Source organism: Gammaproteobacteria bacterium, from assembly GCA_040183005.1.
Classification (GTDB): Bacteria; Pseudomonadota; Gammaproteobacteria.
Genome location: JAMPIW010000001.1, coordinates 159,964 through 183,652, shown reverse-complemented (window position 1 = coordinate 183,652; position 23,689 = coordinate 159,964). Strand labels below are relative to the sequence as shown.

Annotated in this window: 21 protein-coding genes; 10 read left to right on the top strand and 11 right to left on the bottom strand. The window is 57.1% G+C overall.

Annotated features, from left to right (window positions below; translation table 11 throughout):
• Positions 1-37: 37 nt before the first annotated feature.
• A complete protein-coding gene (locus M3A44_00905; protein MEQ6340227.1) occupies positions 38-538 on the top strand; it encodes a DUF1499 domain-containing protein in 501 nt (166 codons plus the stop codon).
• A gap of 62 nt (positions 539-600) precedes the next feature.
• Here M3A44_00905 and M3A44_00900 read toward each other — a convergent pair whose 3' ends face one another.
• Positions 601-834: a hypothetical protein gene (locus tag M3A44_00900; GenBank protein MEQ6340226.1), complete on the bottom strand. Its 234-nt coding sequence runs from the start codon at positions 832-834 to the stop codon at positions 601-603.
• A 259-nt stretch (positions 835-1,093) separates the two neighbouring features.
• Between M3A44_00900 and M3A44_00895 the strand changes: the two genes are divergently transcribed.
• Positions 1,094-1,825: an alpha/beta hydrolase gene (locus tag M3A44_00895; GenBank protein ID MEQ6340225.1), complete on the top strand. Its 732-nt coding sequence runs from the start codon at positions 1,094-1,096 to the stop codon at positions 1,823-1,825.
• 77 nt (positions 1,826-1,902) lie between these two features.
• Here M3A44_00895 and M3A44_00890 read toward each other — a convergent pair whose 3' ends face one another.
• The 5 genes from M3A44_00890 to M3A44_00870 all read right to left on the bottom strand — a co-directional run bounded on the left by M3A44_00890 (position 1,903) and on the right by M3A44_00870 (position 7,504).
• Positions 1,903-3,300 (bottom strand): HDOD domain-containing protein, encoded by a 1,398-nt coding sequence (locus tag M3A44_00890; GenBank protein MEQ6340224.1) that lies wholly within the window; start codon positions 3,298-3,300, stop codon positions 1,903-1,905.
• Positions 3,301-3,326: 26 nt separating this feature from the next.
• On the bottom strand, positions 3,327-4,496 hold the full coding sequence (gene moeB, locus M3A44_00885; GenBank protein ID MEQ6340223.1) for a molybdopterin-synthase adenylyltransferase MoeB: 1,170 nt from the start codon (positions 4,494-4,496) through the stop codon (positions 3,327-3,329).
• Between the two features lie 193 nt (positions 4,497-4,689).
• Positions 4,690-5,496 (bottom strand): RMD1 family protein, encoded by an 807-nt coding sequence (locus tag M3A44_00880; protein MEQ6340222.1) that lies wholly within the window; start codon positions 5,494-5,496, stop codon positions 4,690-4,692.
• A complete protein-coding gene (locus M3A44_00875; protein ID MEQ6340221.1) occupies positions 5,497-6,519 on the bottom strand; it encodes a formylglycine-generating enzyme family protein in 1,023 nt (340 codons plus the stop codon). It abuts the gene before it with no gap.
• Positions 6,520-6,598: 79 nt separating this feature from the next.
• Entirely contained in the window at positions 6,599-7,504 is a 906-nt protein-coding gene (locus M3A44_00870; GenBank protein ID MEQ6340220.1) for a LysR family transcriptional regulator, read from the bottom strand.
• 171 nt (positions 7,505-7,675) lie between these two features.
• On the opposite strand from M3A44_00870, the gene M3A44_00865 reads away from it, so the two are divergent.
• The 6 genes from M3A44_00865 to M3A44_00840 all read left to right on the top strand — a co-directional run bounded on the left by M3A44_00865 (position 7,676) and on the right by M3A44_00840 (position 14,866).
• Complete coding sequence (locus tag M3A44_00865) at positions 7,676-8,896, top strand: efflux RND transporter periplasmic adaptor subunit (protein ID MEQ6340219.1); 1,221 nt, start codon at positions 7,676-7,678, stop codon at positions 8,894-8,896.
• A 15-nt stretch (positions 8,897-8,911) separates the two neighbouring features.
• Complete coding sequence (locus M3A44_00860) at positions 8,912-12,088, top strand: efflux RND transporter permease subunit (GenBank protein ID MEQ6340218.1); 3,177 nt, start codon at positions 8,912-8,914, stop codon at positions 12,086-12,088.
• A gap of 109 nt (positions 12,089-12,197) precedes the next feature.
• The gene (locus tag M3A44_00855; protein MEQ6340217.1) at positions 12,198-12,896 is read left to right on the top strand and encodes a pirin family protein; all 699 of its coding nucleotides are present in this window, start codon (positions 12,198-12,200) and stop codon (positions 12,894-12,896) included.
• Between the two features lie 27 nt (positions 12,897-12,923).
• Positions 12,924-13,553: an NAD(P)H-dependent oxidoreductase gene (locus M3A44_00850; protein MEQ6340216.1), complete on the top strand. Its 630-nt coding sequence runs from the start codon at positions 12,924-12,926 to the stop codon at positions 13,551-13,553.
• Positions 13,554-13,563: 10 nt separating this feature from the next.
• A complete protein-coding gene (locus M3A44_00845) occupies positions 13,564-14,178 on the top strand; it encodes a nitroreductase family protein (protein MEQ6340215.1) in 615 nt (204 codons plus the stop codon).
• Positions 14,179-14,209: 31 nt separating this feature from the next.
• Entirely contained in the window at positions 14,210-14,866 is a 657-nt protein-coding gene (locus M3A44_00840) for a DUF3047 domain-containing protein (protein ID MEQ6340214.1), read from the top strand.
• Positions 14,867-14,879: 13 nt separating this feature from the next.
• Here M3A44_00840 and M3A44_00835 read toward each other — a convergent pair whose 3' ends face one another.
• Entirely contained in the window at positions 14,880-15,851 is a 972-nt protein-coding gene (locus M3A44_00835; protein ID MEQ6340213.1) for a hypothetical protein, read from the bottom strand.
• 17 nt (positions 15,852-15,868) lie between these two features.
• Positions 15,869-17,410, bottom strand: a complete 1,542-nt coding sequence (locus M3A44_00830; protein ID MEQ6340212.1) for a glycosyltransferase family 39 protein — start codon at positions 17,408-17,410, stop codon at positions 15,869-15,871.
• 109 nt (positions 17,411-17,519) lie between these two features.
• On the opposite strand from M3A44_00830, the gene M3A44_00825 reads away from it, so the two are divergent.
• Positions 17,520-18,680 carry a DUF484 family protein gene (locus M3A44_00825; GenBank protein MEQ6340211.1) on the top strand — a complete coding sequence of 387 codons (1,161 nt, stop codon included), beginning with the start codon at positions 17,520-17,522 and terminating at the stop codon, positions 18,678-18,680.
• 12 nt (positions 18,681-18,692) lie between these two features.
• On the opposite strand, the gene M3A44_00820 is transcribed toward M3A44_00825, so the two are convergent.
• On the bottom strand, positions 18,693-19,016 hold the full coding sequence (locus tag M3A44_00820) for a pentapeptide repeat-containing protein (GenBank protein MEQ6340210.1): 324 nt from the start codon (positions 19,014-19,016) through the stop codon (positions 18,693-18,695).
• Between the two features lie 168 nt (positions 19,017-19,184).
• Here M3A44_00820 and M3A44_00815 point away from each other — a divergent pair, with 168 nt between their 5' ends.
• The gene (locus M3A44_00815; GenBank protein ID MEQ6340209.1) at positions 19,185-19,907 is read left to right on the top strand and encodes an SDR family oxidoreductase; all 723 of its coding nucleotides are present in this window, start codon (positions 19,185-19,187) and stop codon (positions 19,905-19,907) included.
• 122 nt (positions 19,908-20,029) lie between these two features.
• Here the strand turns inward: M3A44_00815 and M3A44_00810 are convergent, their stop codons facing one another.
• Both M3A44_00810 and M3A44_00805 read right to left on the bottom strand, forming a co-directional pair.
• Positions 20,030-21,589, bottom strand: a complete 1,560-nt coding sequence (locus tag M3A44_00810; GenBank protein ID MEQ6340208.1) for a methyl-accepting chemotaxis protein — start codon at positions 21,587-21,589, stop codon at positions 20,030-20,032.
• A gap of 35 nt (positions 21,590-21,624) precedes the next feature.
• Entirely contained in the window at positions 21,625-23,256 is a 1,632-nt protein-coding gene (locus M3A44_00805; protein ID MEQ6340207.1) for a methyl-accepting chemotaxis protein, read from the bottom strand.
• Positions 23,257-23,689 lie beyond the last annotated feature (433 nt).

The following is a 23,689-nucleotide window of genomic DNA, read 5'->3' as shown; positions in this document are numbered from 1 at the left end:
CGCCTTGTGCGATTGTCTTGGTTTTGGAGGGTGAAAAGTGGATGTTTCGACAACATCGTTGATCTTGCGAGTAGTATTGGTTGTGGTGCTCATCCCTGCTGTGTTGCTGGCATTGGGGCTGGCGTGGAACCATCCGCCCTTGGGCGAGCCGCCAGGCTTTTCCTTCCGGCTCAAGACCTATCTTACGACACATGTGGCGGAAGTGCGTGATGACGCGATTTTCCCCGAGCTGCGTCCGCGCCATTACGATATTGCAGTGCAACCCCTGTTCGAGGCGGTAAGCCACGCCGCGCAAAGTTTGGGGTGGGAAATTACAGGAATTGACGCTGAGCACAAGGTCTTGCACGCAGTGGTAGCCACGCCGGTATGGCGCTTCAAGGACGATGTGACAGTCTGGTTGCAGTCTTCGCCGCAAGGAGGAAGTGCAGTCTATGTGCGTTCGGAATCACGTATTGGAAAGGGTGATTTGGGGGCGAATGCCCGGCATGTTCTGGATTTGATCCAGGCAACAGAGAAAAGCATGGGCGTGAAAAAATAAAAGCCGGCACCAAGGCCGGCTTTTAAAAACAGCAATGCTATAAGTTATAAGTTACAAACTTATTACTGACCAGCGGCAGGAGCGGCAGGAGCAGCAGGAGCAGCTTCGGCAGCAGGAGCGGCAGGAGCAGCTTCGGCAGCAGGAGCGGCAGGAGCAGCTTCGGCAGGAGGAGCAGCAGGAGCAGCTTCGGCAGCAGGAGCTGCTTCAGGAGCGGGAACTTCGGCTGTTTCTTCCTTTTTGCCGCAAGCAGCCAAGGACAGCGCCAATAAAGAAGCAAGGAGAATTGGGTGTTTCATGTCAGTTCCTATAATCCTAATAAAAAAATAAACGCGAATATCCACCATTTCCCGATACTGAAAACAGTTAAGTATCGAGCAAGCGCCATATTCTAGTGCTATTTGAGAAAATTTCCAATAGTTTAGCAATATTTTTTAGAGCGTCTCCAGAATTTGCGATCCATAGCTCGCGCTCATACGGTTAATCCCGCGCGCCAATGATATAATTTAACGTTTGATCAGATGGAAGTCTTCATGTGTGCTTTTATCTTCCAGTGTCATGCAGAAATATCCGGAGGTCATCTTGCCGTTGAGCCTGGATAGCCATCTTTACGATGGTGAAATTGATGTCCCTTGCGTCAGTGCTCCCTTGACTATAGCGGGCCCTGCGGGTGATCTTGAGGCGATTGTCTCTTTGCCGCTTGAGATTGGGGCAATGCGTGCCGTGGCGGTGATCTGTCATCCACATCCGCTTTATGGCGGCACCATGGCCAACAAGGTAGTTCATTACATGTCGCGCACTTTTAATGAATTGGGCGCGGGAACGGTGCGCTTTAATTTCCGTGGTGTGGGGGCGAGTGCGGGTAGTTATGCGCATGGCATCGGTGAAACAGAAGACCTGCTGGCGGTGCTGGACTGGGTGGAGGAGCAGTACCCAGGACATGCTGTCTGGCTGGCAGGCTTTTCTTTCGGGGCCTACGTTGCGCTATGCGGTGCTGGCCGCAGGCCGGTGGCACGGCTTATTACGGTCGCGCCGCCAGCGAATCTTTTTGATCTTAACGCGGCGCCTTTGCCGTCATGTCCGTGGCTGTTGATTCAAGGGGATCAGGATGAAATCGTTCCCTGCGATGAAGTGCTGGATTGGGTGGATAGCCTGGCTCGTCCACCGCGGGTGATCTGCATGAAGGGTGTTGATCATTTTTTTCACGGTCATCTCAACGATTTGCGCGATAGACTCAAACAGGCGCTTGCGCCTCGCGGCACTAAAACTGGGGATGCAAAGGTTGCATGATCGGTTGCCAGCTATGCTTCTGTGGTCAGAGACCGTGAAAATATTCCCGCCGTAGCGAGGGATTTTTTCACGGTCTCTCAGACCACCATTTGCTGCGCCATTGCATCAAGCCCTTCGCAGCCTTCCAGGACGCGGTTCATTACCATGACTACCTGCACCTCATCCAATTGCAGCGCTTGCAAGATGGCGGGCGGCAGATCATGGCCTTCGCCCTCGCCGATGCCGTGGGTTTTGAGCATACGGTCGGCGATCAGCGCCAGGTTGGCATAGGTCGCGTGCGGGCCGACATACGCTTCGTTATGGTGCTCACGTACCGTGACAGTGAGCTCTTCGGGCAGGCGCCACGCCTCGGTCAGCCAGGCGCCCATTTGGCCGTGGGTTATGCCCAAGGTCTCGGTTTCCAATGTAATGATGGATTTTTCGGGGTTTTTACCCACCAGATCGTTTAATTGTAAAAACTCCTGCTTGAACATCCCCCCCATCAGAAGGTGCCCGATGTTGTGCAGCAAACCTGCCAGGTAGCTTAACCCGGCGCGTGGGCGGATGGGTTCGGGCATGGCCTTGCCCAAGGCCTGCGTCAACGCTGCGCTGTAGGTGGCGTGGCGCCAGAAAGCGCTCAAACCCAGGGGGCCGTGTTGAGGGATCTTGAATGGCTTTGCCGCGGCCAGCCCCAGGGCGAGATTCATGACCATTTCATAGCCCAGTACGCGGGCTATGGCGACGCGCACCGAATCGACGCGCCCCTGGTAGCCAAAGAATGACGAGCTGGCGTAGCGCATGACCTGGGCGGCCAGCGCGGGGTCCATTTCGACAAGCTTGGCGAGATCATCCGCGCGCGCATTCGGGCTTGCGCTCAGTTGAATGATTTTCAGCGCCATCTCCGGCAGCGCGGGGAGCGCCCCCATGCGCTCGATGCGGTGCTTGATGTCCAGGGTGCGGTCACTTTCCTTCTGTGCACCCTCTTGAGCGCCGACGGACGCCACTGAGCCGTCATCAAGCGCTGCCACGGGGCGTGCGAAGCTACCGCCCAGCCAGGCATTGCGCTGCATGATATGAAAACTTTTGCTGGTCACTTTGACAAGATGCGCGGGGCTGCCCGAGGTGAAGCAGATGTCTCCTGACTGAATCAGACTGTCGTCAATGATGGCCCGCACACCGTAAGCCTCTCCCAGCGGGGGGATAAAGCCGGGCTTGCAGTCCCGGAAAATGGCGGTGATTTGCATGTCCTGAGCAGGCTCCAGTTTGCGGTGCAGCATCTTGCAAAGGGCGTCGATGTCCAGTTCATGCGTGATCGGCATGACGGCCATCACCAGCCCGATCTGGTCTTTCAGAAGCACGGTGCGCGCCAGGGAACGGGGAGATATTCGGGCGGCGGTGGCGGCCTCCGCAAGAGAGGCGATCTCGGGCAGGTCCAGCACGGTGTATACAATCCGGTTGTTATCCAGATATTGCTTTATCGTGTATGCGATAGCCATGCGAGTGCCTTTTCTTACGTGGGGAATCAGGATGCGGTGGCGCAGACCTGGGCGTAGTCAGTGTAACCAGTGATGCTCGCCTCGTCGCCGCAATGGCGGCAGTTTGGGTCGCGTTTGACCTTGAATTCGTTGAAACGCGCGCCCAACGCGTCGTAATACAGCATCCGGCCCACCAGCGGCTCGCCGATGCTGAGCAGAATCTTGAGCGCCTCGACCGCCTGCAGCACGCCGATCACGCCCGGCATTACCCCCAACACGCCAATCTCGGAGCAGGACGGCGCCATTTCGGCGGGCGGCGGTTCGGGGAACATGCAGCGGTAGCACCCACCGCGCTGTTTTTCATAGCCCGGCCAGAACACCGTCACTTGGCCCTCGAAGCGGTATACCGCGCCATGCACATTGGGAATGCCAAGTTTGACGCAGGCATCGTTGATCAGATAACGGGTGGGCAGATTGTCCGTGCCGTCCACCACCACGTCGTATCCGGTGAGGATTTCTTCCACGTTGTGGCTGCTCAGGTGGGTCTGATAACCAACGACTTTGATCTTGGGGTTGAGGGCTTCGAGCGTCTCGCGTGCTGAATCGACCTTGGGGATGTCTACGCGGGCTTCGGTGTGCAGGATCTGCCGCTGCAAATTGCTGCGGTCTACCACATCATGGTCGACGATACCCAGCGTGCCGACCCCCGCCGCCGCCAGATACAGCGCGGCGGGCGAGCCCAGTCCGCCGGCACCGATCAGCAGTACCTTGCTGTCCATCAGCTTGAGCTGGCCGGTCTCGCCCACTTCGGGGAGCAACAGGTGGCGCGAATAGCGTTCACGTGCATCCGCATCCAGCGCACGGGGTGTCTCGAAGGGCAGGCCGTTATTCTTCCAGCGGTTGAAGCCGCCAGCCACCGAGCGCACGTCATTGTAGCCCATGCGCTGCAACGTCTCGGCAGCAAACAGCGAGCGCACGCCGCCAGCGCACATCGTCAGGACGGTATGGGCGGCATCGGGCACGGCCTCTTCCACGCGCAACTCCAGAAAGCCGCGCCCCAGGCGCAACGCCCCCTTGGGGCTGCCCTGCGCGATTTCGTCAGCCTCGCGCACGTCGATCAAGACGGCACCCTTGCTTTGCAGGGCCAACGCCTCTTCGGGCGTGATTTCGGGAATGGCGGCTTTCAGCTCGGCCAGGCGACGGTCTTTGGCTTTCATCATAATTCTCCTAACTGGTCGGACGCATTCGGATGTATAACACGATGGCCATATACTACCAAACTACGACGCACATGGATGTGCTAGTGCCGGTCGCTCCCGGCATCCTACCTCTTGCGACACTCGTGCATCCATGCACATCGCAGGAGGTAGGATGCCGGGAACGGCCACCGTCACATATCCGCAACGGTTGTTACCCCCCACCTGAGAACATCGTATACAGCGTCAACAGTATTTCCACTACGATCAGAATGACGATGTACCATTCCACGCGCAGACTGCGGTTGTGCTGCAACAGATCCAGCAGCGTCTCCACCGTGCGCGAGATCAGCTCCAGTTTGCGTTCCAGCGCCAGATGGCGTTCGCGGAGTTCGTATTCATCCACCAGCCGCAGATATAACCGGTCGAGATCCGGTCGATCCCACAGTATCTCCGGCTTCTCCCCCATCTCGACACGGCCCACCATTTTGTGCTGGATCAGTAATGTGCCGCCGATATGGCGCAACAACTCCTTGCTCTGGTGTCCTCCGCTGCCATCGCGCTGCAAACTGGCCGCCAAAGGTTCAATGCGGTCGAAAACACCGGCGACGCTGGCCTCGTAGTGGGCAAGCACCACGCTTTTGGCGAGGATATCCGCCACGGTTTGCAGGCGCTCGACACTGAACGCATGAAGTGAGACCACGCCGCCTTCCACGCGTTCATCGCGCTGCGGATTGATGCTCATTTCTGCTTCTTCTGTCTCCGGCCTGGGAAAGGGCTCGCTGATCAGAGGCTTCAAAAGAGACAAAAACGAGGCCTCTTCCATGGCGTCGAGGTCAAACAAGACCACCACACCGTACCGGAACAGCACCGCGCAACCTTGCGCGCCCGCGATTACTGCCAGTGGGGCGACCGCCAGGCGCTGCGCAGCCTCTAGCGCACGCAGGTCGATACGCTCACCCACACACAGGGCGCGCACCCTGACAGTGATTTTGCCTGCAAAGAGTGTCGGCCGCTGCATTTAGCGCATATCCTTGGCGCAACGAAAGCCAAGATCGCCGAATGCCGAGTGCGGCGCCAAATAAAACCTGTACGCTCCCCGGTAAAAATGGCTGACGACGTAGTGGCCAACCCCTCCCCAGCCGCCGCCTCTGACGACCTTGTTCTTGTTGCCGAACGCGGTGCTTTGATAACGGGAGCCGGGATAGGGCTGATACCAGTCATCTACCCATTCCATGACATTGCCCGCCATATCATGGACGCCGTATACCGATTTTCCTGATGGATACGAGCCCACGGGAGCGACCCCCGTTTCCCAGTTATCGGCGCTCCCGGCATTAAGTTTAGAGGGATCCCATTGGTTTCCCCAGGGATATTCCTGTCCGTCCGCGCCGCGCGCTGCCTTTTCCCATTCGGCCTCGGTGGGCAGCCGTTTGCCCGCCCATTTGCAGTAGTCGCGCGCATTGGGCCAGGTTACGCTGGTGACAGGCAGGTTATCCAAGGCCTTTTGATGCTTTTCGATGGCCGCCAGCAGCGCTTCTTTGGTCATCGTCCGCGTATCCATATCCAGTCGCAACGTCTCCGCCACAAATTTTCTCAGCTTATTTACGTCCGCGCTATCCAGAATCTCCCGTGTCAGCAGATAACCGTTTTTTTCCCACTGCGCCGGTAGCCAATAGTTGTTTTGAATGACAAACGTGCGGTAGTGCGCATTGGTGACTTCGTGCTTGTCGATCAGAAAGACAGGGAGCCGCAGCGTGCGTTGGGAATGCTCGTCGAGATACCAGGGTTTTGCGGAGCCAAACTCTTTGGCTTTTCCGCCAGTGTCGGTTTTGTTGCTGCCCATGATGAATGGACCGGCCGGGATGAGCACCATATCCTGGGTGGAGGGCTGTGGCGTACTCTTACTGTCTTGCGCCGTCCATGCTACCGCTGGGTGAATAACCAGGGATGCCAGAAGCGCTATGTTGCGCATGGAGGAAAACGGATTCATGCGGCCGAGCGTGCAGGTGCAATACCGGCCATGGATGGATTTTTTCGGCATGTTGCTCTATCTGTCTGGTGCCAATGATTTTTACTTGATCGGATATATCATATCAATTCCAGCCTGGGCAGGGGTGGCGTTACTCGCTGAGGAATCCGGCCAGTAACTCTGGATCTTCCATCTTTTCCAAAAACCACGCCAGTGCATTCCCCGCCAGAATGGTGCGCCAGGCGATAAACAACCGTGGCTCGGGCACCGGGCAGGCTACTTCCTTGATGATCAGGCGCCCCGCCGCGAGATCGTCCTTGATCATCGCGCGCGGCACAAAGCCGACACCCAGACCCATGCGGTGCGCCTCCAGTTTGGCGCGCATGTCCGGCACAGTGAGGACATCCTGGCCGGATAGCAGGTACGAGGTGCGCGGGGGGATGTTGCGCGAGCTGTCGGCGGCGGCGATGGCGCGATACTGTTGAATATCGTCACTGGTCAGCGGCGTGGACGTGCCGGCTAGTGAATGGTCGGGCGTGACGACAAACACGAATGCCATCTCGCCCAGGACGCGAGTGGCATAACCACCGCCCGCCGGGCCTTCGCCGCTCGCTCCAATGGCAAGGTCGGCGCGCCCTGCCGCCAGCGCGTCCCAGGTGCCACCGAATACCTCCGTGATAATGCGCAGCCGGGTGCCGTGGTTTTCTGCGTAAAATGCGGCAATCAAGGGGTAGATTCTGGCGATTGGTATCAGGTCGTCGACGGCGATGGTCAGCTCGACTTCCCAGCCCGTCGCCACACGCTTGACGCTGCGTTCAAGCTCGGCTGCGGCACGCAGCAAATGGCGGCCATCTTGCAGCAGCTTTTCTCCCGCCGAGGTCAATTTGGCGCGGTGGCCGCTACGGTCGAACAGCGCAATATCGAGGTCCTGCTCCAGCTTTTGCACGGTATAGGTGATTGCCGAAGGTACGCGGTGCAGTTCTTCGGCTGCGGCGGCAAAGCTGCCCTTGCGCGCAATGGCGTCCAGCACATAAAGGGCATCGAGGGTCAGGCGCATATTCAATGTTTACGAAGAGATGATAAGATGGATGTAGTCTAATACCAATCTTGCCAGCGTAATAGCGGCGTGTTTTCCGTAGAGCCTTTTTAAGGTTTCGCGAAAGCAGGATCAGCCGCTGCACAGCTTTTCTCCGAGAGTGTTCGGAGGTTTAACTACGAGGATTAAGGGATGACCCTGCCAAGGAAGCCCAGCTTTCATTTTTCCCCCGTCTTGATGGTTGCGCGCAGCAGGCGCTGGGTCGGCACATTACTTATCCTGCCGATAACCTTGCTTGCATCGGCTTGCCGCAATCCTGAAACCCAGACGCCACCGCCTCCTCCGCCGCCACAAGTCAGTGTTGCCAGCGTGATCGAGCGGCAAGTGGCCGACTCGGATGAATTTTCTGGCCGGCTGGAGGCGGTGGAAAGCGTGCAGGTACGTTCGCGGGTGACGGGGTATATCGACAGCATCGCTTTCCAGCAGGGCAAGGATGTGAAAAGGGGCGAGGTGCTGTTCGTTATCGACCCCGGCCCCTATCGCGCCGAGTTGAACCGCGCCGAAGCGGATCTGGCGCGCTCCCTTGCCCAAGCGGAGCTTGATAAGAGCCAGCTTGCGCGCGCGGAAAAATTACTTCAGGCGCGGATGATCGCGCAACAGGAATATGACGATCGCGCCAGCGCCCAGCACCAATCGGAAGCGAGCGTGCGCGCAGCAAAGGCGGCAGTTGATCTGGCGCGCCTGAATCTCGGCTATACCCGCGTCACGTCCCCCATCAGTGGCCGCGCCGGCCGCGCCGAGGTGACTACCGGCAATCTTGTCACGGGTGGCGATGCGGGCGCGACAGTACTGACCACGGTGGTATCGCATGATCCCATATATGCCTACTTTGAAGGCGATGAACGTGCCTACCTTAAATACGCCGCAGCAGCGAAAAAGACGGCCCGCAGCCCAGTATCCATGGGGCTGAGCAACGAGCAAGGCTATCCGCACCAAGGGCATCTGGACTTCATCGACAACCGGCTTGATCCTGCAACAGGCACGATTCGTATCAGGGCGGTTTTCGACAACAAGCAGGGACTGTTCACGCCGGGACTGTTTGCCCGCATTAAACTGGGTGGCGGCAGCTACAACGCGGTATTGATTGATGATCGCGCGGTAGGTACGGATCAAAGCAAAAAGTTTGTGATGGTGCTCGGGCCGGATAACAAGGCGAACTACCGCCCGGTGACGCTGGGGCCAATGGCCGATGGCCTGAGAGTCGTGAGAGAAGGACTCAAGGCGGGTGAAGTGATCGTCGTGGATGGGTTGCAGAGGGTGCGTCCCGGGGCCGTCGTATCGCCACAGAAGGTGCCGATGGAGAAGCAGCCTGAGAACAGTCAGGCAAGCTCCGCGCAGCCACAGCATAACTAGCGCGAGGCTACGTCCATGAACTTCTCCCGGTTCTTTATCGACCGCCCGATATTCGCGGCGGTGCTGTCCATCCTGATTTTCATGGCGGGTGCGTTGGCGATTCCGCAACTGCCGTTGAGCGAATATCCCGAGGTTGTTCCGCCCTCGGTGGTGGTGCGCGCCACCTACCCCGGCGCGAACCCCAAGGTGCTCGCCGAGACTGTGGCTTCGCCTTTGGAGGAGCAGATCAACGGCGTGGAAAACATGCTGTATATGTCATCCCAGGCCAACGCCGATGGCGTGATGATGTTGACGGTAACATTCAAACTCGGCACAGACATCGACACCGCGCAGGTGCAGGTGCAAAATCGTGTTGCACAAGCACTCCCCAGGCTGCCTGCGGAAGTGCGGCAATTTGGTGTGACGACCGTCAAAAGTTCGCCTGATCTCACCATGGTGGTGCATCTGCTCTCGCCGGATGAGCGCTATGATGCGGTCTACTTGCGCAATTATGCGCTGCTCAACGTGAAGGACGCGCTGGCACGGGTATCGGGTGTGGGCCAAGTGCTTATATTTGGCGCGGGCGATTATTCGATGCGAGTATGGCTCGACCCACAAAAAGTGGCGGCGCGTAATCTCACCGCCAGCGACGTGGTGGCCGCTATCCGCGAGCAAAACCTGCAAGTGGCTGCCGGTGTAATCGGCGCCCCGCCCACCCCTCCGGGCGTGGATTTTCAGCTGAGCGTCAACGCCGCAGGCAGACTCGTTACCGAAGAACAGTTCGGTGACATCATCATCAAGGCAACGCCTGATGGCGCCACCACCCGCTTGCGTGATGTGGCACGCATCGAGCTGGGTGCCAGCGGCTATGCCTTGCGCAGCCTTCTCAACAATAAATCCGCCGTGGCCATCCCCATTTTCCAGGCACCAGGATCGAATGCGCTGGAGCTGTCCGATAATGTGCGTAAAACGATGGCGGAACTCAAGCACGGATTTCCACAGGGGATCGATTACAAGATCGTTTACGACCCCACCGTGTTCGTACGCGACTCGATCAAGGCGGTGGTGAAAACACTGCTGGAAGCCGTGGCGCTGGTGGTGCTGGTGGTGATCCTGTTTTTGCAGACGTGGCGCGCCTCGGTGATCCCGCTGATCGCTGTGCCGGTATCGATTATCGGCACGTTTGCGCTGCTGTGGGTGTTTGGCTTTTCGATCAACACCCTGACCCTGTTTGGGCTGGTGCTTGCCATCGGCATCGTGGTGGATGACGCCATCGTGGTGGTAGAGAACGTCGAGCGCAATATCGGGCTGGGATTGAACCCGCGCGATGCAACCTACAAGGCCATGCAGGAGGTAAGCGGCCCGATCATCGCCATCTCGCTGACCTTGTGCGCAGTGTTTGTTCCGCTGGCCTTTGTCAGCGGGTTGACGGGGCAGTTCTACAAACAGTTTTCCCTGACCATTGCCATTGCAACGGTTATCTCCGCCTTTAACTCGCTCACCCTCAGCCCGGCATTGTGCGCGCTCTTGCTGAAATCGCACAAGGCGCCCAAGGATCGCCCATCACGGCTGCTTGATTTTTTATTCGGCTGGCTGTTCAGACTGTTCAACCGGACTTTCTCCAGCGCATCGAACGGCTACGTGCGCACTGTGGGCGGCGTTCTCCAGCACAAGACCATCGCCATGCTGGTGTACCTGATTCTGATCGGCGCAGCCTATGTGGTCTTTAACAAGGTGCCCGCAGGTTTTGTGCCCAGCCAGGACAAACAATATCTGGTGGGATTCGCGCAACTTCCCGATGGGGCTTCGCTGGAGCGTACCGAGGAAGTGATTCGCAAAATGTCTGACATAGGCCTTGCGCAACCCGGAGTACGGGACTCTGTTGCCTTTCCGGGATTGTCGATCATCGGCTTTACCAACAGCCCCAGCGCGGGAGTGGTGTTTTTCGGTCTCAAGGATTTTAGCGAGCGTCAAACACCCGACCTGTCAGGGTTCGCCATTGCTGGTGCCTTGAACCAGAAACTCTCCAGCATCCAGGGTGCCTTCATCGCAGCGTTTCCACCCCCGCCGGTGATGGGTTTGGGTTCGATCGGCGGCTTCAAGATGCAAATCGAAGACCGTGCCAACCTGGGCTATGAGGAGCTTTATGGCGCCACGCAGGGATTGCTGATGAAAGCCTATCAAACGCCGGGTTTGGCAGGTCTTTTTTCAAGCTTCCAGATCAACGTGCCGCAGATCGATGCGGACATCGACCGCGTCAAAGCCAAGCGCCAGGGCGTGGCGGTCACCGACGTTTTTGACACCATGCAGATTTACCTTGGATCGTTGTATGTGAACGATTTCAACCGCTTTGGCCGCACCTATCAGGTCATCGCCCAGGCGGATGGCCCCTTCCGCTCGCACGCCGAAGATATCACTCAACTGAAGACGCGCAATGCGGCGGGCGAGATGGTGCCACTCGGCGCGGTATTGAAGATAAATGAAGGCTATGGGCCGGACCGGGTGTCGCGCTACAACGGCTATACCTCGGCGGATATCAACGGTGGCCCCGCGCCTGGCGTCAGCTCCGGGCAGGCGCAGGCCATGATGGAAAAACTCGCCAGGGAAAACCTGCCAAACGGCATCAGTTTTGAGTGGACGGATCTTACCTACCAGGAAATCCTGGCCGGCAATACCACCATGCTGGTCTTTCCGCTCTGCGTGCTACTGGTATTTCTGGTGCTCGCCGCGCTGTATGAAAGCCTGAAGCTGCCCCTGGCGGTGATTCTGATTGTTCCGATGGGCCTGTTGTCGGCTATCGTGGGTGTGTGGCTGATGGGTAAGGACAACAACATCTTTACGCAAATGGGCTTTGTGGTGCTGGTGGGCTTGGCGTGCAAAAATGCCATCCTGATTGTCGAGTTCGCCAAGGTGCTCGAAGACCAGGGCAGAGATGCCATGACCGCCGCCCGTGAAGCCTGCCGCCTGCGTCTGCGTCCTATCCTGATGACCTCGCTGGCCTTCATTATGGGCGTATTTCCGCTGGTGATCTCAAGCGGCGCGGGCGCGGAAATTCGCCAGGCGATGGGTATTGCGGTATTCGCCGGCATGCTGGGCGTGACCTTCTTCGGCCTGTTGCTGACGCCAGTGTTTTATGTGCTGCTAAGAGGTTGGGGTAAACAGCGTGCCGTCACTACTGATGCAACGGCGGCATCCACGGACTACCCTGGATAACAGGTGATTGCGGATTCATAAAAACTGAACAAGTAGCACAAAGTTATTTGCTATCAACCGCAAAGAGACTGGCTTACGATGGTATTTTGATGCACAGGAGATACCGCACATGATTATTATGCGTAAAAGCCAGGCGCGAGGCCACGCCAATCATGGCTGGCTCGACAGCTATCACACCTTTTCCTTCGCTGGTTATTACGATCCCGCACATATGGGATTTTCCAGCCTGCGCGTGATCAACGACGACCGCATCACCCCCGGTGCGGGTTTCGGTACGCATGGCCACAACGACATGGAAATCATCACCTATGTGCTGGACGGCGCATTGGAGCACAAGGACAGCATGGGCAATGGCTCGGTGATCGTTCCCGGCGACGTGCAGCGTATGAGCGCCGGTACCGGGATCACCCACAGCGAATATAATGCATCAAAAACCGAGCCTGGGCATTTTCTACAAATCTGGATTCTCCCGAATCAGACCGGCGTTACACCCAGTTACGAACAGACGCACTTTAGCGAGGCTGACAAACGCGGGCGGTTACGCCTGATTGCATCGCCGGACGGGCGCGACGGCTCAGTCAAGATACATCAAGACGCCTCTGTTTACGCAACCGTACTCTATGCTGGCGAATCCGTCAGTCATGCCTTGATGGCGGGCCGAAAAGCGTATGTGCATGTTGCGCGTGGCGAGGCGCAGCTCAACGGCCAGCCACTGGCCGACGGCGACGGTGCCCGCGTGATTGATGAGCGCAGCATAAGCTTTACCACCAGCAGCAAGGCTGAGATATTGCTGTTTGATCTTGATTGACAACCCAATACACAAGGAGCATTGGATATGGCCAAACTGTTGTATATCGAAGCCTCACCCAGAAAAGAACGTTCTGCCTCCATCGAAGTCAGCAAAGTATTTTTGGATGCTTACACGGAATCACACCCTGACGACCAGATAAAAAAGCTTGATCTATGGAATATGGCATTGCCAGAGTTCAACGGCGCGGTGCTCGATGCAAAATACGCCGTGCTGCATGGCGAATCGCACACGCCAGAGCAGGCCGAGGCATGGAGCGACGTGGTCAACATGTTCGAGCAATTTAGATCTGCCGATAAATATCTGATCAGCCTGCCGATGTGGAACTTCGGCATTCCCTATAAGCTCAAACACTACATCGACGTAATTAGCCAACCGGGGCTGGCCTTTAGTTTTTCGCCTACGGAAGGGTACAAGGGGCTGGTGACGGGCAAACCAATAACCGTCATTTATGCGCGCGGCGGCGAATATCATGATGGTTCCGGCGCGGCCGCCTATGACCTGCAGAAGCGTTATATGGAGCTGTGGCTAGCGTTCATCGGCTTCACCAGCATCCGCTCCATCCTCGTCGAGCCGATGCTCTATGCCCCCGAGGTGGTGGCGAGCGCCAAGACTATCGCCAAAGAAATGGCCACGACCATAGCAACACATTTTTGAAAGAGTAATCATGCACAACAAAATCGCAAAAACCCACGTGCCCATCCACGAGCTTATCGCCATGCGCTGGAGCGGGCGCGCCTTTGACGCCAGCAAGCCAGTCACTCGCGAGGGCATTGTCGCCCTGCTTGAAGCCGCGCGCTGGGCGCCTTCCTGCTATGGCGATGAGCCATGGCGCTTTATCGTCTGGGATAAAAACAGCGATGCCGTCGCGTGGCAGAAGGCCTTTGATTGCCTGGTCGAGTTCAACCAGCAGTGGGTAAAAAATGCCCCCGTATTACTGCTGGCTACCGCCGGCAGCGTATTCCATAAAAACGGCAAACCAAACCGCTGGGGCCAGTACGACACTGGCGCGGCCAGTGAAAATCTGTGCCTGCAAGCGGCGGCTCTGGGTCTGATGGCGCACCAGATGGGCGGCTTTGATGCCGACAAGGTACGAAAAGCATTCGGTATTCCGTTACAATATGAATGTATGGCAATGATAGCGGTGGGCCATCCGTCTACGCCTGGCGTATTAGACGGCGAGCTTCGAGCGAGCGAGATCGGCGAACGGGTGCGTAGCCCATTGGGCAAATGTTTTTTTGATGGTGGCTGGGAAATTCCCATCAACCCGAATGTTTCGTGAATTCGGGTTCACATATAACAAGGTGTTTTGCATGATGAAGTTGCGTTGGCCGGTAGCGCTCGGCGCGTTGTTTACCTCTGTTGCGGCAGGCGCCGCGCCATTGACAGTGACGGTGGGTAATTTTGCGTCGGGCGACAAGTCCGGCTGGGAGGAGCAGGAATTCAAGGGAAAGGTGAATTATTCGATTGTGAAAGTAGGCAATGGCGCGCACGCGCTGGAAGCGCGCAGCTCAGACGCCGCCTCCGGCCTGCACAAGAAAGTCTCCGTGGATCTGGAGAAAACGCCCTATATCAACTGGACATGGCGGGTTACCAATACCCTCAAGGGTGTCGACGAAACCACCAAAAAAGGCGACGACTATCCGGCGCGGATTTATGTGATTCTCTCCGGTGGCCTGCTTTTCTGGAAGACCCAGGCATTGAATTACGTCTGGTCCAGCACCGAACGGCCTGCGGACGCCTCCTGGCCGAACGCCTACACATCAAGCGTTGTCATGCTTGCTGTAGATTCAGGAAACAGCAAGGCTGGCACCTGGGTAACGCATAAGCGCAACCTGCGCGAAGACTTGAAGCGCCAACTCGGGAAGGACGTTAAACATGTCGACGCCATAGCCGTAATGTCTGACACGGACAACTCCGGCCAAAGCACCACCGCCTACTACGGCAATATATTCATGTCGAGCGAATAACCCAAAAACAGGCTTATAACCGCCATCCCCAAAACTCAAGAAACCGCGCAAATTCCCACATATCCGAAGCCGTGCGGTTCCACGGTTTCAGGCTGGTGTAAAACACTGTGCCGGTCTCACGGCTATCGCCAAGCTCTTTATCCGAACCGATGTGGGGATCCAGCGCCCACCAACTCATCAGCAGCACTTCAAGCGGCTTGACAGCCCCTTTAACGTAGCCTTTGCGGAAGCCTTGCGTTTCATAAAACGATGTTGTGGTGCGGCTATCCAGCGGCAGCTTTTTCAATGATGCCATTGGCTCGATGGGGATTGGAATGATGTTGTAGGTGTTGCCCTGCACTCCCATCTTCACGTCCATCACGCGGTGGGTGGCGTCCTTCAGGAACACGACAGGCCGCTTATCCACGCCGGAAGACGCCGGATAATCGAGCATCGCGGGCAGTTGTTCACCATAGATAGACTGGGGCTGTGCAAAATTCCATTCCTGGGGATAGGCGTCGTCCGGCAAATAACGGGTGGGGATGATGGCGAGATAGCAGCCGCAGCTATGGACGGTGGTTATCAGCACTGGCTGTTCTTTTTCATTTAGGGTGACGACGACAAACAGCCCGGAATTTTTCCCGGCGGTCAGGTGAAAATACGGCACACCCTGAAAATGCACACGGTAAATCAGATTGGTGTAGTTGCCTTTGCTGGTCTGGAACATCTGCTGCTGGGCATACATCACAGGCACCGCAGGGTCGACATAGATCTGTTCGCGGCCCTGTGCATCATAGTGGGCGGAGGGACGGCCGATCTTATTGTAGGTTTTGTAATGTTGCTCCGGCACAAAGACCGGGGCGTGTCGCGCGAACAGGCTGCCGTCATCTTTTGCCACATAGGCTACTGGCGGCTGCTCTGTAATGGTGCGGGTGCTTGCACAAGAGGCGAGCAGCATGGCCAAGGCCAGAGCGCTGAGAATCCTGATTAATACGTGCCTTGACATGTTTTTCCCTCGTCGAATCAAGAGAGCACCTTCACCAGCGCGATGCCATTTTTTTGATAGAGAATCTCAAAACGATTCAATTTTGGCAAAAAGATGGATTTGGTCAAAACCACATCTCCGACGCGCGGTTCGCGTTTCTCCACCAGACGCTCGCTGTACACATTAAAACTGGGCGTGTTTAACTGCCACATCACCACAGCGTAATTGTGCTGTTTGGCGATTAGCGCAGCCTCTTTGATGGGCTCCTGCTGGAGGCGCCCAGCAAGCGGTATCACAAAGTGGGACAGGGCAAAGATTGTGAACAGTCCGCAGGCAAAGATTTTATTAATGTTAGTGAACCGTTTCTCGATCATGAAATACAGCGTAAGCAGCGCCGCAAGCGCGAAGAACAGCCGGTAACCCGCCGTGAAATACTCCTGGTATCCCGCCAGTGCCGATTGGGCGAAGGTGTCCTTAATGTTTGGCAGTGCATAACCAATCATTTCAGGCAAAAACAGCAGGGTCAAAAAAAGCAGTAGCGGTGGCAGAAATAGCAGGAATTTTGAGCGCAGATTCGGCAAGTGCAGGGCCATCAAGATAAATAGCGGCGGATAACCGTACACCACGTAATGCGGCAGTTTGGTGCTGGAGAGCGAGAAAAAGATGAACACAAACGCAAACCACAGCGCGAGGAACAGACGCAGATCGTCCTTGATGATGTCCCGTACCCGCGCCAGGCTGCCGATCAGCACGGTGGTATAAGGCAACACGCCGAGCAGGATAACCGGCAGGTAATACAGCAGATTCCCGGTATGCCCTTCCATGCCCTCCTGAAACCGGCTGAGGTTGTGTTTGAAAAAGAAGCCCTGGATGAAGGCATCCCCTTCCTTCAGGTATTGTGCCACATACCACGGCATGGCGACCGCGATAAAGAGGGTGATTCCTGCCGGGTTGAAAATGGCCTTGAGCCAGGATTTGAGGTCGCCTTTGATCGCATAAAACATGAAACTCACTACCAGCGGTATCATCACCGCCACTGGACCCTTGGTCAGAAATCCCAAGGCCATGAATAAAAACATCAGGTACAGATGCTTGCGGCGTTTCTGTTGAAAAAAAAGATAGCCTGAGAGCATCGCCGCAGTGATAAACAGGTTCAGCAGCGCATCCGCCGTGGCCGCCTTGCCCATCACCGATATCTCCAGCGTGGTGGCCATTATGATGGCGGCAAAAAACGCGGTCTGGGTATTTCTTACGGCTTTTACAAACAAAAACACCGTCGTCACCCACGCCGTGGCGGCCAGCGCCGAGGGCAGGCGAAAGGCAAACTCGTTAATGCCAAACAGCGCGACACTGGCCGCCTGCAGCCAGTAGATCAGGATCGGTTTGTCGTAGCGCGGCTCGCCGTTGAGATAAGTGGAGATGAAATCGCCGCGCAAAAACATCTCGCGGGTAGCCTCGCTGAAAGCCCCTTCATCAAGATCGAACAGCGGCGCCATATGAATGTTGTAAAAAAAGCTCAGTGCTACTGCGGCCAGCAGCAAATAAAGCAGGAGTGTGTTATAGCGCGTATCGGCTTTCATGGGAGTATCGTTAACAAATTGGATGCCGGGCACGGCTTGCTTGTCCGCAATCAACCTGCCAGTATTATACAGCCATAGTGTGGCATTGCCCCGTTCACGGAGGTGGGTTGTGGAAAATAGCCGTGCCAGCAGTCATATCAGCGAAACAGCCATGCCCATGGAGCATGGCCCGGACAAGGCTTTGCGCCAACGGCTTGAAGAGGTCATGGCCGAGGCACGCCACAATGAACGCAAACTGCGGCGTTTTCAGTCGCTGGAACTGCAACTGATCAGCCTGGGCTCGCTGTTTGAGCTCATTCAGGCGGTCATCTACCCCGACGCCGCCACGTCTCATTGGGACGTGGTCACCTTGCTGCTGATCGACCCCGAATACGAAATACAGCGCATTCTTGAAGAGGAAGACGTCAAACTGCCTGACCACCCCGCGCTGATTTTCGCCAGTAGCGGCGACGGGCTGGACGCCTTGCACCCCTATTCATTATTTCCCATGCTCGGCCCCTATCAGCCCAATCGCCACGCCGCGCTGTTTCCCCTGCCGCGCCGTCCCGCGAGCGTGGCCTTGTTGCCGATGGTACGCAACGGCAAGCTGATCGGCAGCCTGAACATCGGCAGTTTCACGCGGGAACGCTTCGTCAAAGGCGTAAGAACCGATATTTTGGAGCACTTCGCTGCAGTCGTGGCGATCTGCCTGGAAAACGCCGCGAATCTGGAACGACTCAAGCGCCAAGGGTTGACGGACACGCTGACCGCGATCAACAACCGGCGTTTCTTCGACCAGCGCCTGAACGAAGAAACTGCGGCGGCGCTGCGTAACCAATGGCTGCTTTCCTGCATGCTGCTCGACGTCGATCATTTCAAAAAGGTCAACGACAGCTACGGCCATCAGATCGGTGACCAGGTGCTGCGCGAGGTCGCCGCCGTGATCCGCTCGCAATTGCGCGGCGGCGATGTACTGTCACGCTATGGCGGCGAAGAATTTTCCGCGCTGCTGGCACAGACCGGCGCCGAAGGAGCAGCCGAGGTTGCTGAACGCGTGCGAAAAAACGTGGCGGAACACCGCTTCACCTTACCCGGCGGCGAACAGTTCGGTGTAACCATCTCCATCGGTATTGCCACCTACAACCCGGAACACGACTCCAGCGCCGCCAAAATGAACGGCGACATCCTCATCGGCCACTCCGATCGTGCTCTTTACGATGCCAAGGCCGCAGGCAGAAACCAGGTAATAAGCGCAGGTGATGTATCGGCGGCTGAACCGGAGGCGTGGTGATCGACGCTGAAGCTACTGCTCCCGCGTAATCTCATCAATAACCGCCCTGAGGCTATCAGCGGCCAGCACGGTACCTGTCACATCGGCCCCTTCCAGATCGGCCCCAGCCAAATCCGCGCCGGTGAGATTGGCATTGGTAAGCTTGGCGCCGCGTAGCGTGGCCAGACGCAGATCGGCGTGCGACAAGTTGGCGTCGCTCATGTTTGCCCCGCTTAAATCGAACTGCACCATATTCGCATTTTGCAGGTTCATTCCGGCCAAATCCGCACCGCGCAATGTATCGGCATCGAGTGTCAGCAGCACATCGAAACCTTTTCTGTCGTAAATCGAAATCATAGTATTGCCCGCAAGATTCTATCTGAATGCGGATAGTGTACTGAATCTCCTCCACGACGCATAAGATTTACGGATTTTTTGTTAGCCTTTGCCGTTGACAGCATGCCGCCTTGTGCTAAGGTTTTTATCACCGCCACTGCAATATCCCGGCAAACTATGGAGATACACATGAGTACACATCAAAAAATCGCTGTCGTCACCGGAGCCAACCGAGGCCTGGGTTATGAAACTTGCCGGCAGTTGGCGCAACAAGGCTACCAGGTGGTATTGACCAGCCGTGATGCCGCAAAAGGACGGGCTGCAACAGAGCGATTAAACGCGAAAGGATTGGATGCCGTCTATCATCAGCTGGATGTGACAGACCCCGGCAGCATACGCCAGTTTGCCCAGTTTATTGAAAGGGAATTCGGTCATCTTGATGTTTTAGTGAATAACGCCGGTGTGCTTCTGGATGTGAACAATGCTTCTGACATGGCGGAGGCGAGCGCGCTGCAAGCTGATATCGGCATCGTGCGCAAGACCTTCGAGACCAACACCTTGGGGCCGCTGATGCTCGCCCAAGCGCTCGTCCCGCTGATGAAGAGCGCAGGGTGTATCGTCAACGTCTCATCCGGTATGGGACAACTTGCGGAGATGGACGGCGGCTGGCCGGGTTATCGTCTCTCCAAGACCGCGCTGAATGCAGTCACCCGCATTCTGGCCAGCGAGCTTGCCGGTAGCCGAATAAAAGTGAATTCGGTCTGCCCCGGCTGGGTGAAAACTGACATGGGTGGAGCCTATGCGGAAAGGCCCGTCGAAAAAGGGGCGGAAACCATTGTGTGGCTCGCCACCTTGCCAGAGGATGGGCCAAGCGGCGGATTTTTCCGGGATATGCAGCCTATACCTTGGTAAAGCCCTCTTGAGATGATGCCCGACTCAGAATGGAAGCTGACGTTATACAATAACGTGCTGGATTAATGTAGGAGCGGGCAAGCCCGCTCCTACATTAATCCGCCAGGGAAAACAGTACCACCCTAAGCCTTGAACTGTATCACCAAACACTGCAGCTCTGCGGCCAGCCGCGCCAGTTCGTCGCTGGCGAAGGAGGTCTGCTGCGCTCTCGCCTCGGCCTGGTTGCCCATCTGGCTGATGTTGACGATGCTGCGGTTGATCTCCTCGCTCACCGCGCTTTGCTCTTCTGCCGCGCTGGCGATCTGCGTGTTCATGTCAGTGATATTGGCCACGGCGCGGGTGATTGACTCCAGCGACTCGCCGGCCTGGGCCGCCTGTTTCACGGCGTCCTGTGCCTGACTGCGCCCCTGTACCATTACCTTTACCGCCTCGCTGGCGCCCGCTTGCAGGCGCTGGATCATTTGCTGGATCTCTTGCGTGGATTGCTGGGTGCGGCTGGCCAGGGTACGCACCTCGTCGGCCACCACGGCGAATCCTCGCCCCTGCTCACCGGCGCGTGCGGCCTCGATAGCGGCATTCAATGCCAGAAGATTGGTCTGCTCGGCGATGCTCTTGATGACATCCACCACCGTGCCGATACTGCCGCTTTCCGCCTCCAGTTTTTGGATAACCTGGGCGGCCCTTTCCACCTCGGCGGCCAGTGCGTCAATGGCGTCGATGTTGTCACCCACCACCCGTTTACCCTTTTGCGCCTCTGCATCCGCATTGCGCGCCGCGCTTGCCGCCTGCTCCGCATTGCGCGCCACATCCTGCACCGTGGCGGACATCTCGTTCATGGCGGTGGCGACCTGATCGATTTCCGATTGCTGCTGCCGGCTGCCTTGGGTCACCACTGCGAGTTGTTCGGCGGCAGCAGCAATCTGGGCAGCAGGGTCCGTGATCCGTCCCATCGCCGTGCGCAGCCGCGCCTGCAGCATCGTGATCGCCAGTTGCAACCGCCCCGCCTCGTGCGTATTCCCGATATAGATGTGTTGCATCAGGCGATTGTCGACCACCGCCCGCGCATCGGTCTGAGCTGCGAGCAGGGGGGCGATGGCAAAGCGGCTGGCGCCCAGCGCAACACCCGCCGCCATCAGCCATGCCAGCGCGCTGGCCCAGAGCGGGATATCGCCAGCGAACGCGGTGAACGTGAACAGCGCCCCCAGGATGACCAGAAAACCCACGCCAAGCCGCGCGGCGATGCTGCCTTTGATCCCACCGGTCTTGGGCATTTTGCCAGCGCTAATCTGCCGGTAGAGGGCCTCGGCGCGCTCGATCCGTTGCCGGGAGGCCATGGTGCGCACCGACTGATAGCCGGCGATGCGATTCCCCTCATAGAGTGGCGTGACATAGGCATCGACCCAGTAGTGGTCGCCGTTCTTGCAGCGGTTCTTGACGATGCCCATCCAGGGTTTTCCCGTTTTAAGGGTATTCCACAAATCGGCGAATGCCGCAGTAGGCATATCAGGATGACGCACGACATTATGACTTTTGTTTAGCAGTTCCTCTCTGCTAAAGCCGCTGACCTTAACAAACTCCAGATTCATGTCCGTGATCATCCCTTTCAAATCGGTCGTGCTGATCAGCGTTGTATCATCGCGCAACATCACTTCCCGGCCAGTGACAGGCAAATTGATTTTCATTGATTCCTCCTGGATGTAAAAGCCACGTCCACAAATCAGACCCTGAACCGCCCCACCAGCGTCTGTAACTGTGCCGCCAGCCGCGCCAGTTCCTCGCTGGCGGAGGAGGTCTGCTGCGCGCCTGCAGCGGTCTGGCTGCCGACTTGGCTGATGGTGACGATGTTGCGGTTGATCTCCTCGCTCACCGCGCTTTGCTCTTCCGCCGCGCTGGCGATCTGCGTGTTCATGTCGGTGATATTGGCCACGGCGCGGGTGATAGCTTCTAGCGACTCGCCGGCCTGGGCCGCCTGTTTCACGGCGTCCTGTGCCTGACTGCGCCCCTGTACCATTACCTTTACCGCCTCGCTGGCGCCCACTTGCAGGCGCTGGATCATTTGCTGGATCTCTTGCGTGGATTGCTGGGTGCGGCTGGCGAGGGTACGCACCTCGTCGGCCACCACGGCGAATCCTCGCCCCTGCTCACCGGCGCGTGCGGCCTCGATAGCGGCATTCAATGCCAGAAGATTGGTCTGCTCGGCGATGCTCTTGATGACATCCACCACCGTGCCGATACTGCCGCTCTCCGCCTCCAGTTTTTGAATCACCTGGGCGGCCCTTTCCACCTCGGCGGCCAGTGCGTCAATGGCGTCGATGTTGTCACCCACCACCCGTTTACCCTTTTGCGCCTCTGCATCCGCATTGCGCGCCGCGCTTGCCGCCTGCTCCGCATTGCGCGCCACATCCTGCACCGTGGCGGACATCTCGTTCATGGCGGTGGCAACCTGATCGGTTTCCGATTGCTGCTGGGCAATACCATGGCTGGTCTGCATGCTCACTGCAGAAAGTTGCTCTGCCGCAGCGGCCAACTGGGATGTAGAACCCGACACTTCTCCGATGGTATTCTTGAATCTGTCCGCCATGTGATTGAAGGCTTTGGCCACCCGGCCCAACTCGTCAGCGCTGTGATTGTTGACCCGGGCATTCAAATCCCCGTCTGCCAGCCGCGCCGTAGCGCGTTCCAATTCCGCAACGCCACGGGTGATGCCGCGCACAGTGAAAAAGGCGAGCAGCACGGCCAGGGCAATGCACACCACCATACCTGCGATAGTGATGTTGCGGGTGATTTCATAGGTGTGCTGGGCCTTCTCGTATTCCTCTTTGGCGACATCCATTTGCAGCTTCAGGAGCGCCTTGGCACCCTCTTGGACGGGGCCATAGGCAGGCTCGAGAAATTGATGGGTGATGTTACGGGCCGCATCCAGCTTGCCGTCACGCAACAGGGCTATTACCGGCACTAACCCATCCTCGACAAACCGTTTCCGGTCAGCGGCGAGCTTGTCCGCCAGTTGCTTTTCTTCCGGTGTCAGAGAGGTGGCCATGTACTCCTTCCACTTTTGATTGATTTGTTCGCGGTTCTGCCGCACCTGGTCAATCGTGGCCTGGATCTGCTCCGGCGTGGGGCTTTCCAATGCCTTCAGGATATGGAGACGGCTGGACATGTTATTATTCAAGATAGAAGAAATCTGTTCCACTGGCACCATGCGGTCGACATATACCGTGCGCAAACTCTCATTCGATGCCTTGGTGGCGTGCAACCCCATTGCACCGAGGACCACCATCAACACCGCCATGAACCCCACCAAAATCGTCAAACGCGCCTTGATAGTCATTTTTTCCAGAAAACTCATGAAACACCCCCCGGGAGGCCTCGCTAAAGCATCGGCACAACCCTTGTGCCGGTATCGTGTTTGAGCTATCGGCATCAGACGGCGATTCTTGAGGCACGCCGGACACGCTTGTTACCCGCGCTTGATTTTCTGGACGTATCGTTTCACAGTGTTTCATGCTTGGAACAATCGCACAGGTTTCCGGTCAAATTTTACCGGGTGGACTGCGAGAGACACGATTCCGGCGCGGCGTCAAAAAATGGTAACCGGCTGTTGTCATAATGACGCTGAGGCGAAGCGGACATGCATCCGTCCGGCAATATGGATACGGACCGTGGTTTACTGGACATGGAAAGTGCGGGCTTAGGCTGTTGCATATATTGATGAAGGCATTCCCAGCAGCTAAATGTTGGCCCACGTTTTGCTTGAAAATAGACAAGGGAATGGTGCCCGC

Excerpts from the sequence above, each read along its gene's own strand:
- M3A44_00875 (MEQ6340221.1), bottom strand. The coding sequence starts at position 6,519 with ATGCCGAAAAAATCCATCCATGGCCGGTATTGCACCTGCACGCTCGGC.
- M3A44_00900 (MEQ6340226.1), bottom strand. The coding sequence starts at position 834 with ATGAAACACCCAATTCTCCTTGCTTCTTTATTGGCGCTGTCCTTGGCT.
- M3A44_00855 (MEQ6340217.1), top strand. The coding sequence starts at position 12,198 with ATGATTATTATGCGTAAAAGCCAGGCGCGAGGCCACGCCAATCATGGC.
- M3A44_00870 (MEQ6340220.1), bottom strand. The coding sequence starts at position 7,504 with ATGCGCCTGACCCTCGATGCCCTTTATGTGCTGGACGCCATTGCGCGC.
- moeB (MEQ6340223.1), bottom strand. The coding sequence starts at position 4,496 with ATGAAAGCCAAAGACCGTCGCCTGGCCGAGCTGAAAGCCGCCATTCCC.
- M3A44_00860 (MEQ6340218.1), top strand. The coding sequence starts at position 8,912 with ATGAACTTCTCCCGGTTCTTTATCGACCGCCCGATATTCGCGGCGGTG.
- M3A44_00830 (MEQ6340212.1), bottom strand. The coding sequence starts at position 17,410 with ATGAAAGCCGATACGCGCTATAACACACTCCTGCTTTATTTGCTGCTG.
- M3A44_00865 (MEQ6340219.1), top strand. The coding sequence starts at position 7,676 with ATGACCCTGCCAAGGAAGCCCAGCTTTCATTTTTCCCCCGTCTTGATG.
- M3A44_00815 (MEQ6340209.1), top strand. The coding sequence starts at position 19,185 with ATGAGTACACATCAAAAAATCGCTGTCGTCACCGGAGCCAACCGAGGC.
- M3A44_00895 (MEQ6340225.1), top strand. The coding sequence starts at position 1,094 with ATGCAGAAATATCCGGAGGTCATCTTGCCGTTGAGCCTGGATAGCCAT.
- M3A44_00845 (MEQ6340215.1), top strand. The coding sequence starts at position 13,564 with ATGCACAACAAAATCGCAAAAACCCACGTGCCCATCCACGAGCTTATC.
- M3A44_00890 (MEQ6340224.1), bottom strand. The coding sequence starts at position 3,300 with ATGGCTATCGCATACACGATAAAGCAATATCTGGATAACAACCGGATT.
- M3A44_00850 (MEQ6340216.1), top strand. The coding sequence starts at position 12,924 with ATGGCCAAACTGTTGTATATCGAAGCCTCACCCAGAAAAGAACGTTCT.
- M3A44_00835 (MEQ6340213.1), bottom strand. The coding sequence starts at position 15,851 with ATGTCAAGGCACGTATTAATCAGGATTCTCAGCGCTCTGGCCTTGGCC.
- M3A44_00820 (MEQ6340210.1), bottom strand. The coding sequence starts at position 19,016 with ATGATTTCGATTTACGACAGAAAAGGTTTCGATGTGCTGCTGACACTC.
- M3A44_00840 (MEQ6340214.1), top strand. The coding sequence starts at position 14,210 with ATGATGAAGTTGCGTTGGCCGGTAGCGCTCGGCGCGTTGTTTACCTCT.
- M3A44_00810 (MEQ6340208.1), bottom strand. The coding sequence starts at position 21,589 with ATGAAAATCAATTTGCCTGTCACTGGCCGGGAAGTGATGTTGCGCGAT.
- M3A44_00880 (MEQ6340222.1), bottom strand. The coding sequence starts at position 5,496 with ATGCAGCGGCCGACACTCTTTGCAGGCAAAATCACTGTCAGGGTGCGC.
- M3A44_00805 (MEQ6340207.1), bottom strand. The coding sequence starts at position 23,256 with ATGAGTTTTCTGGAAAAAATGACTATCAAGGCGCGTTTGACGATTTTG.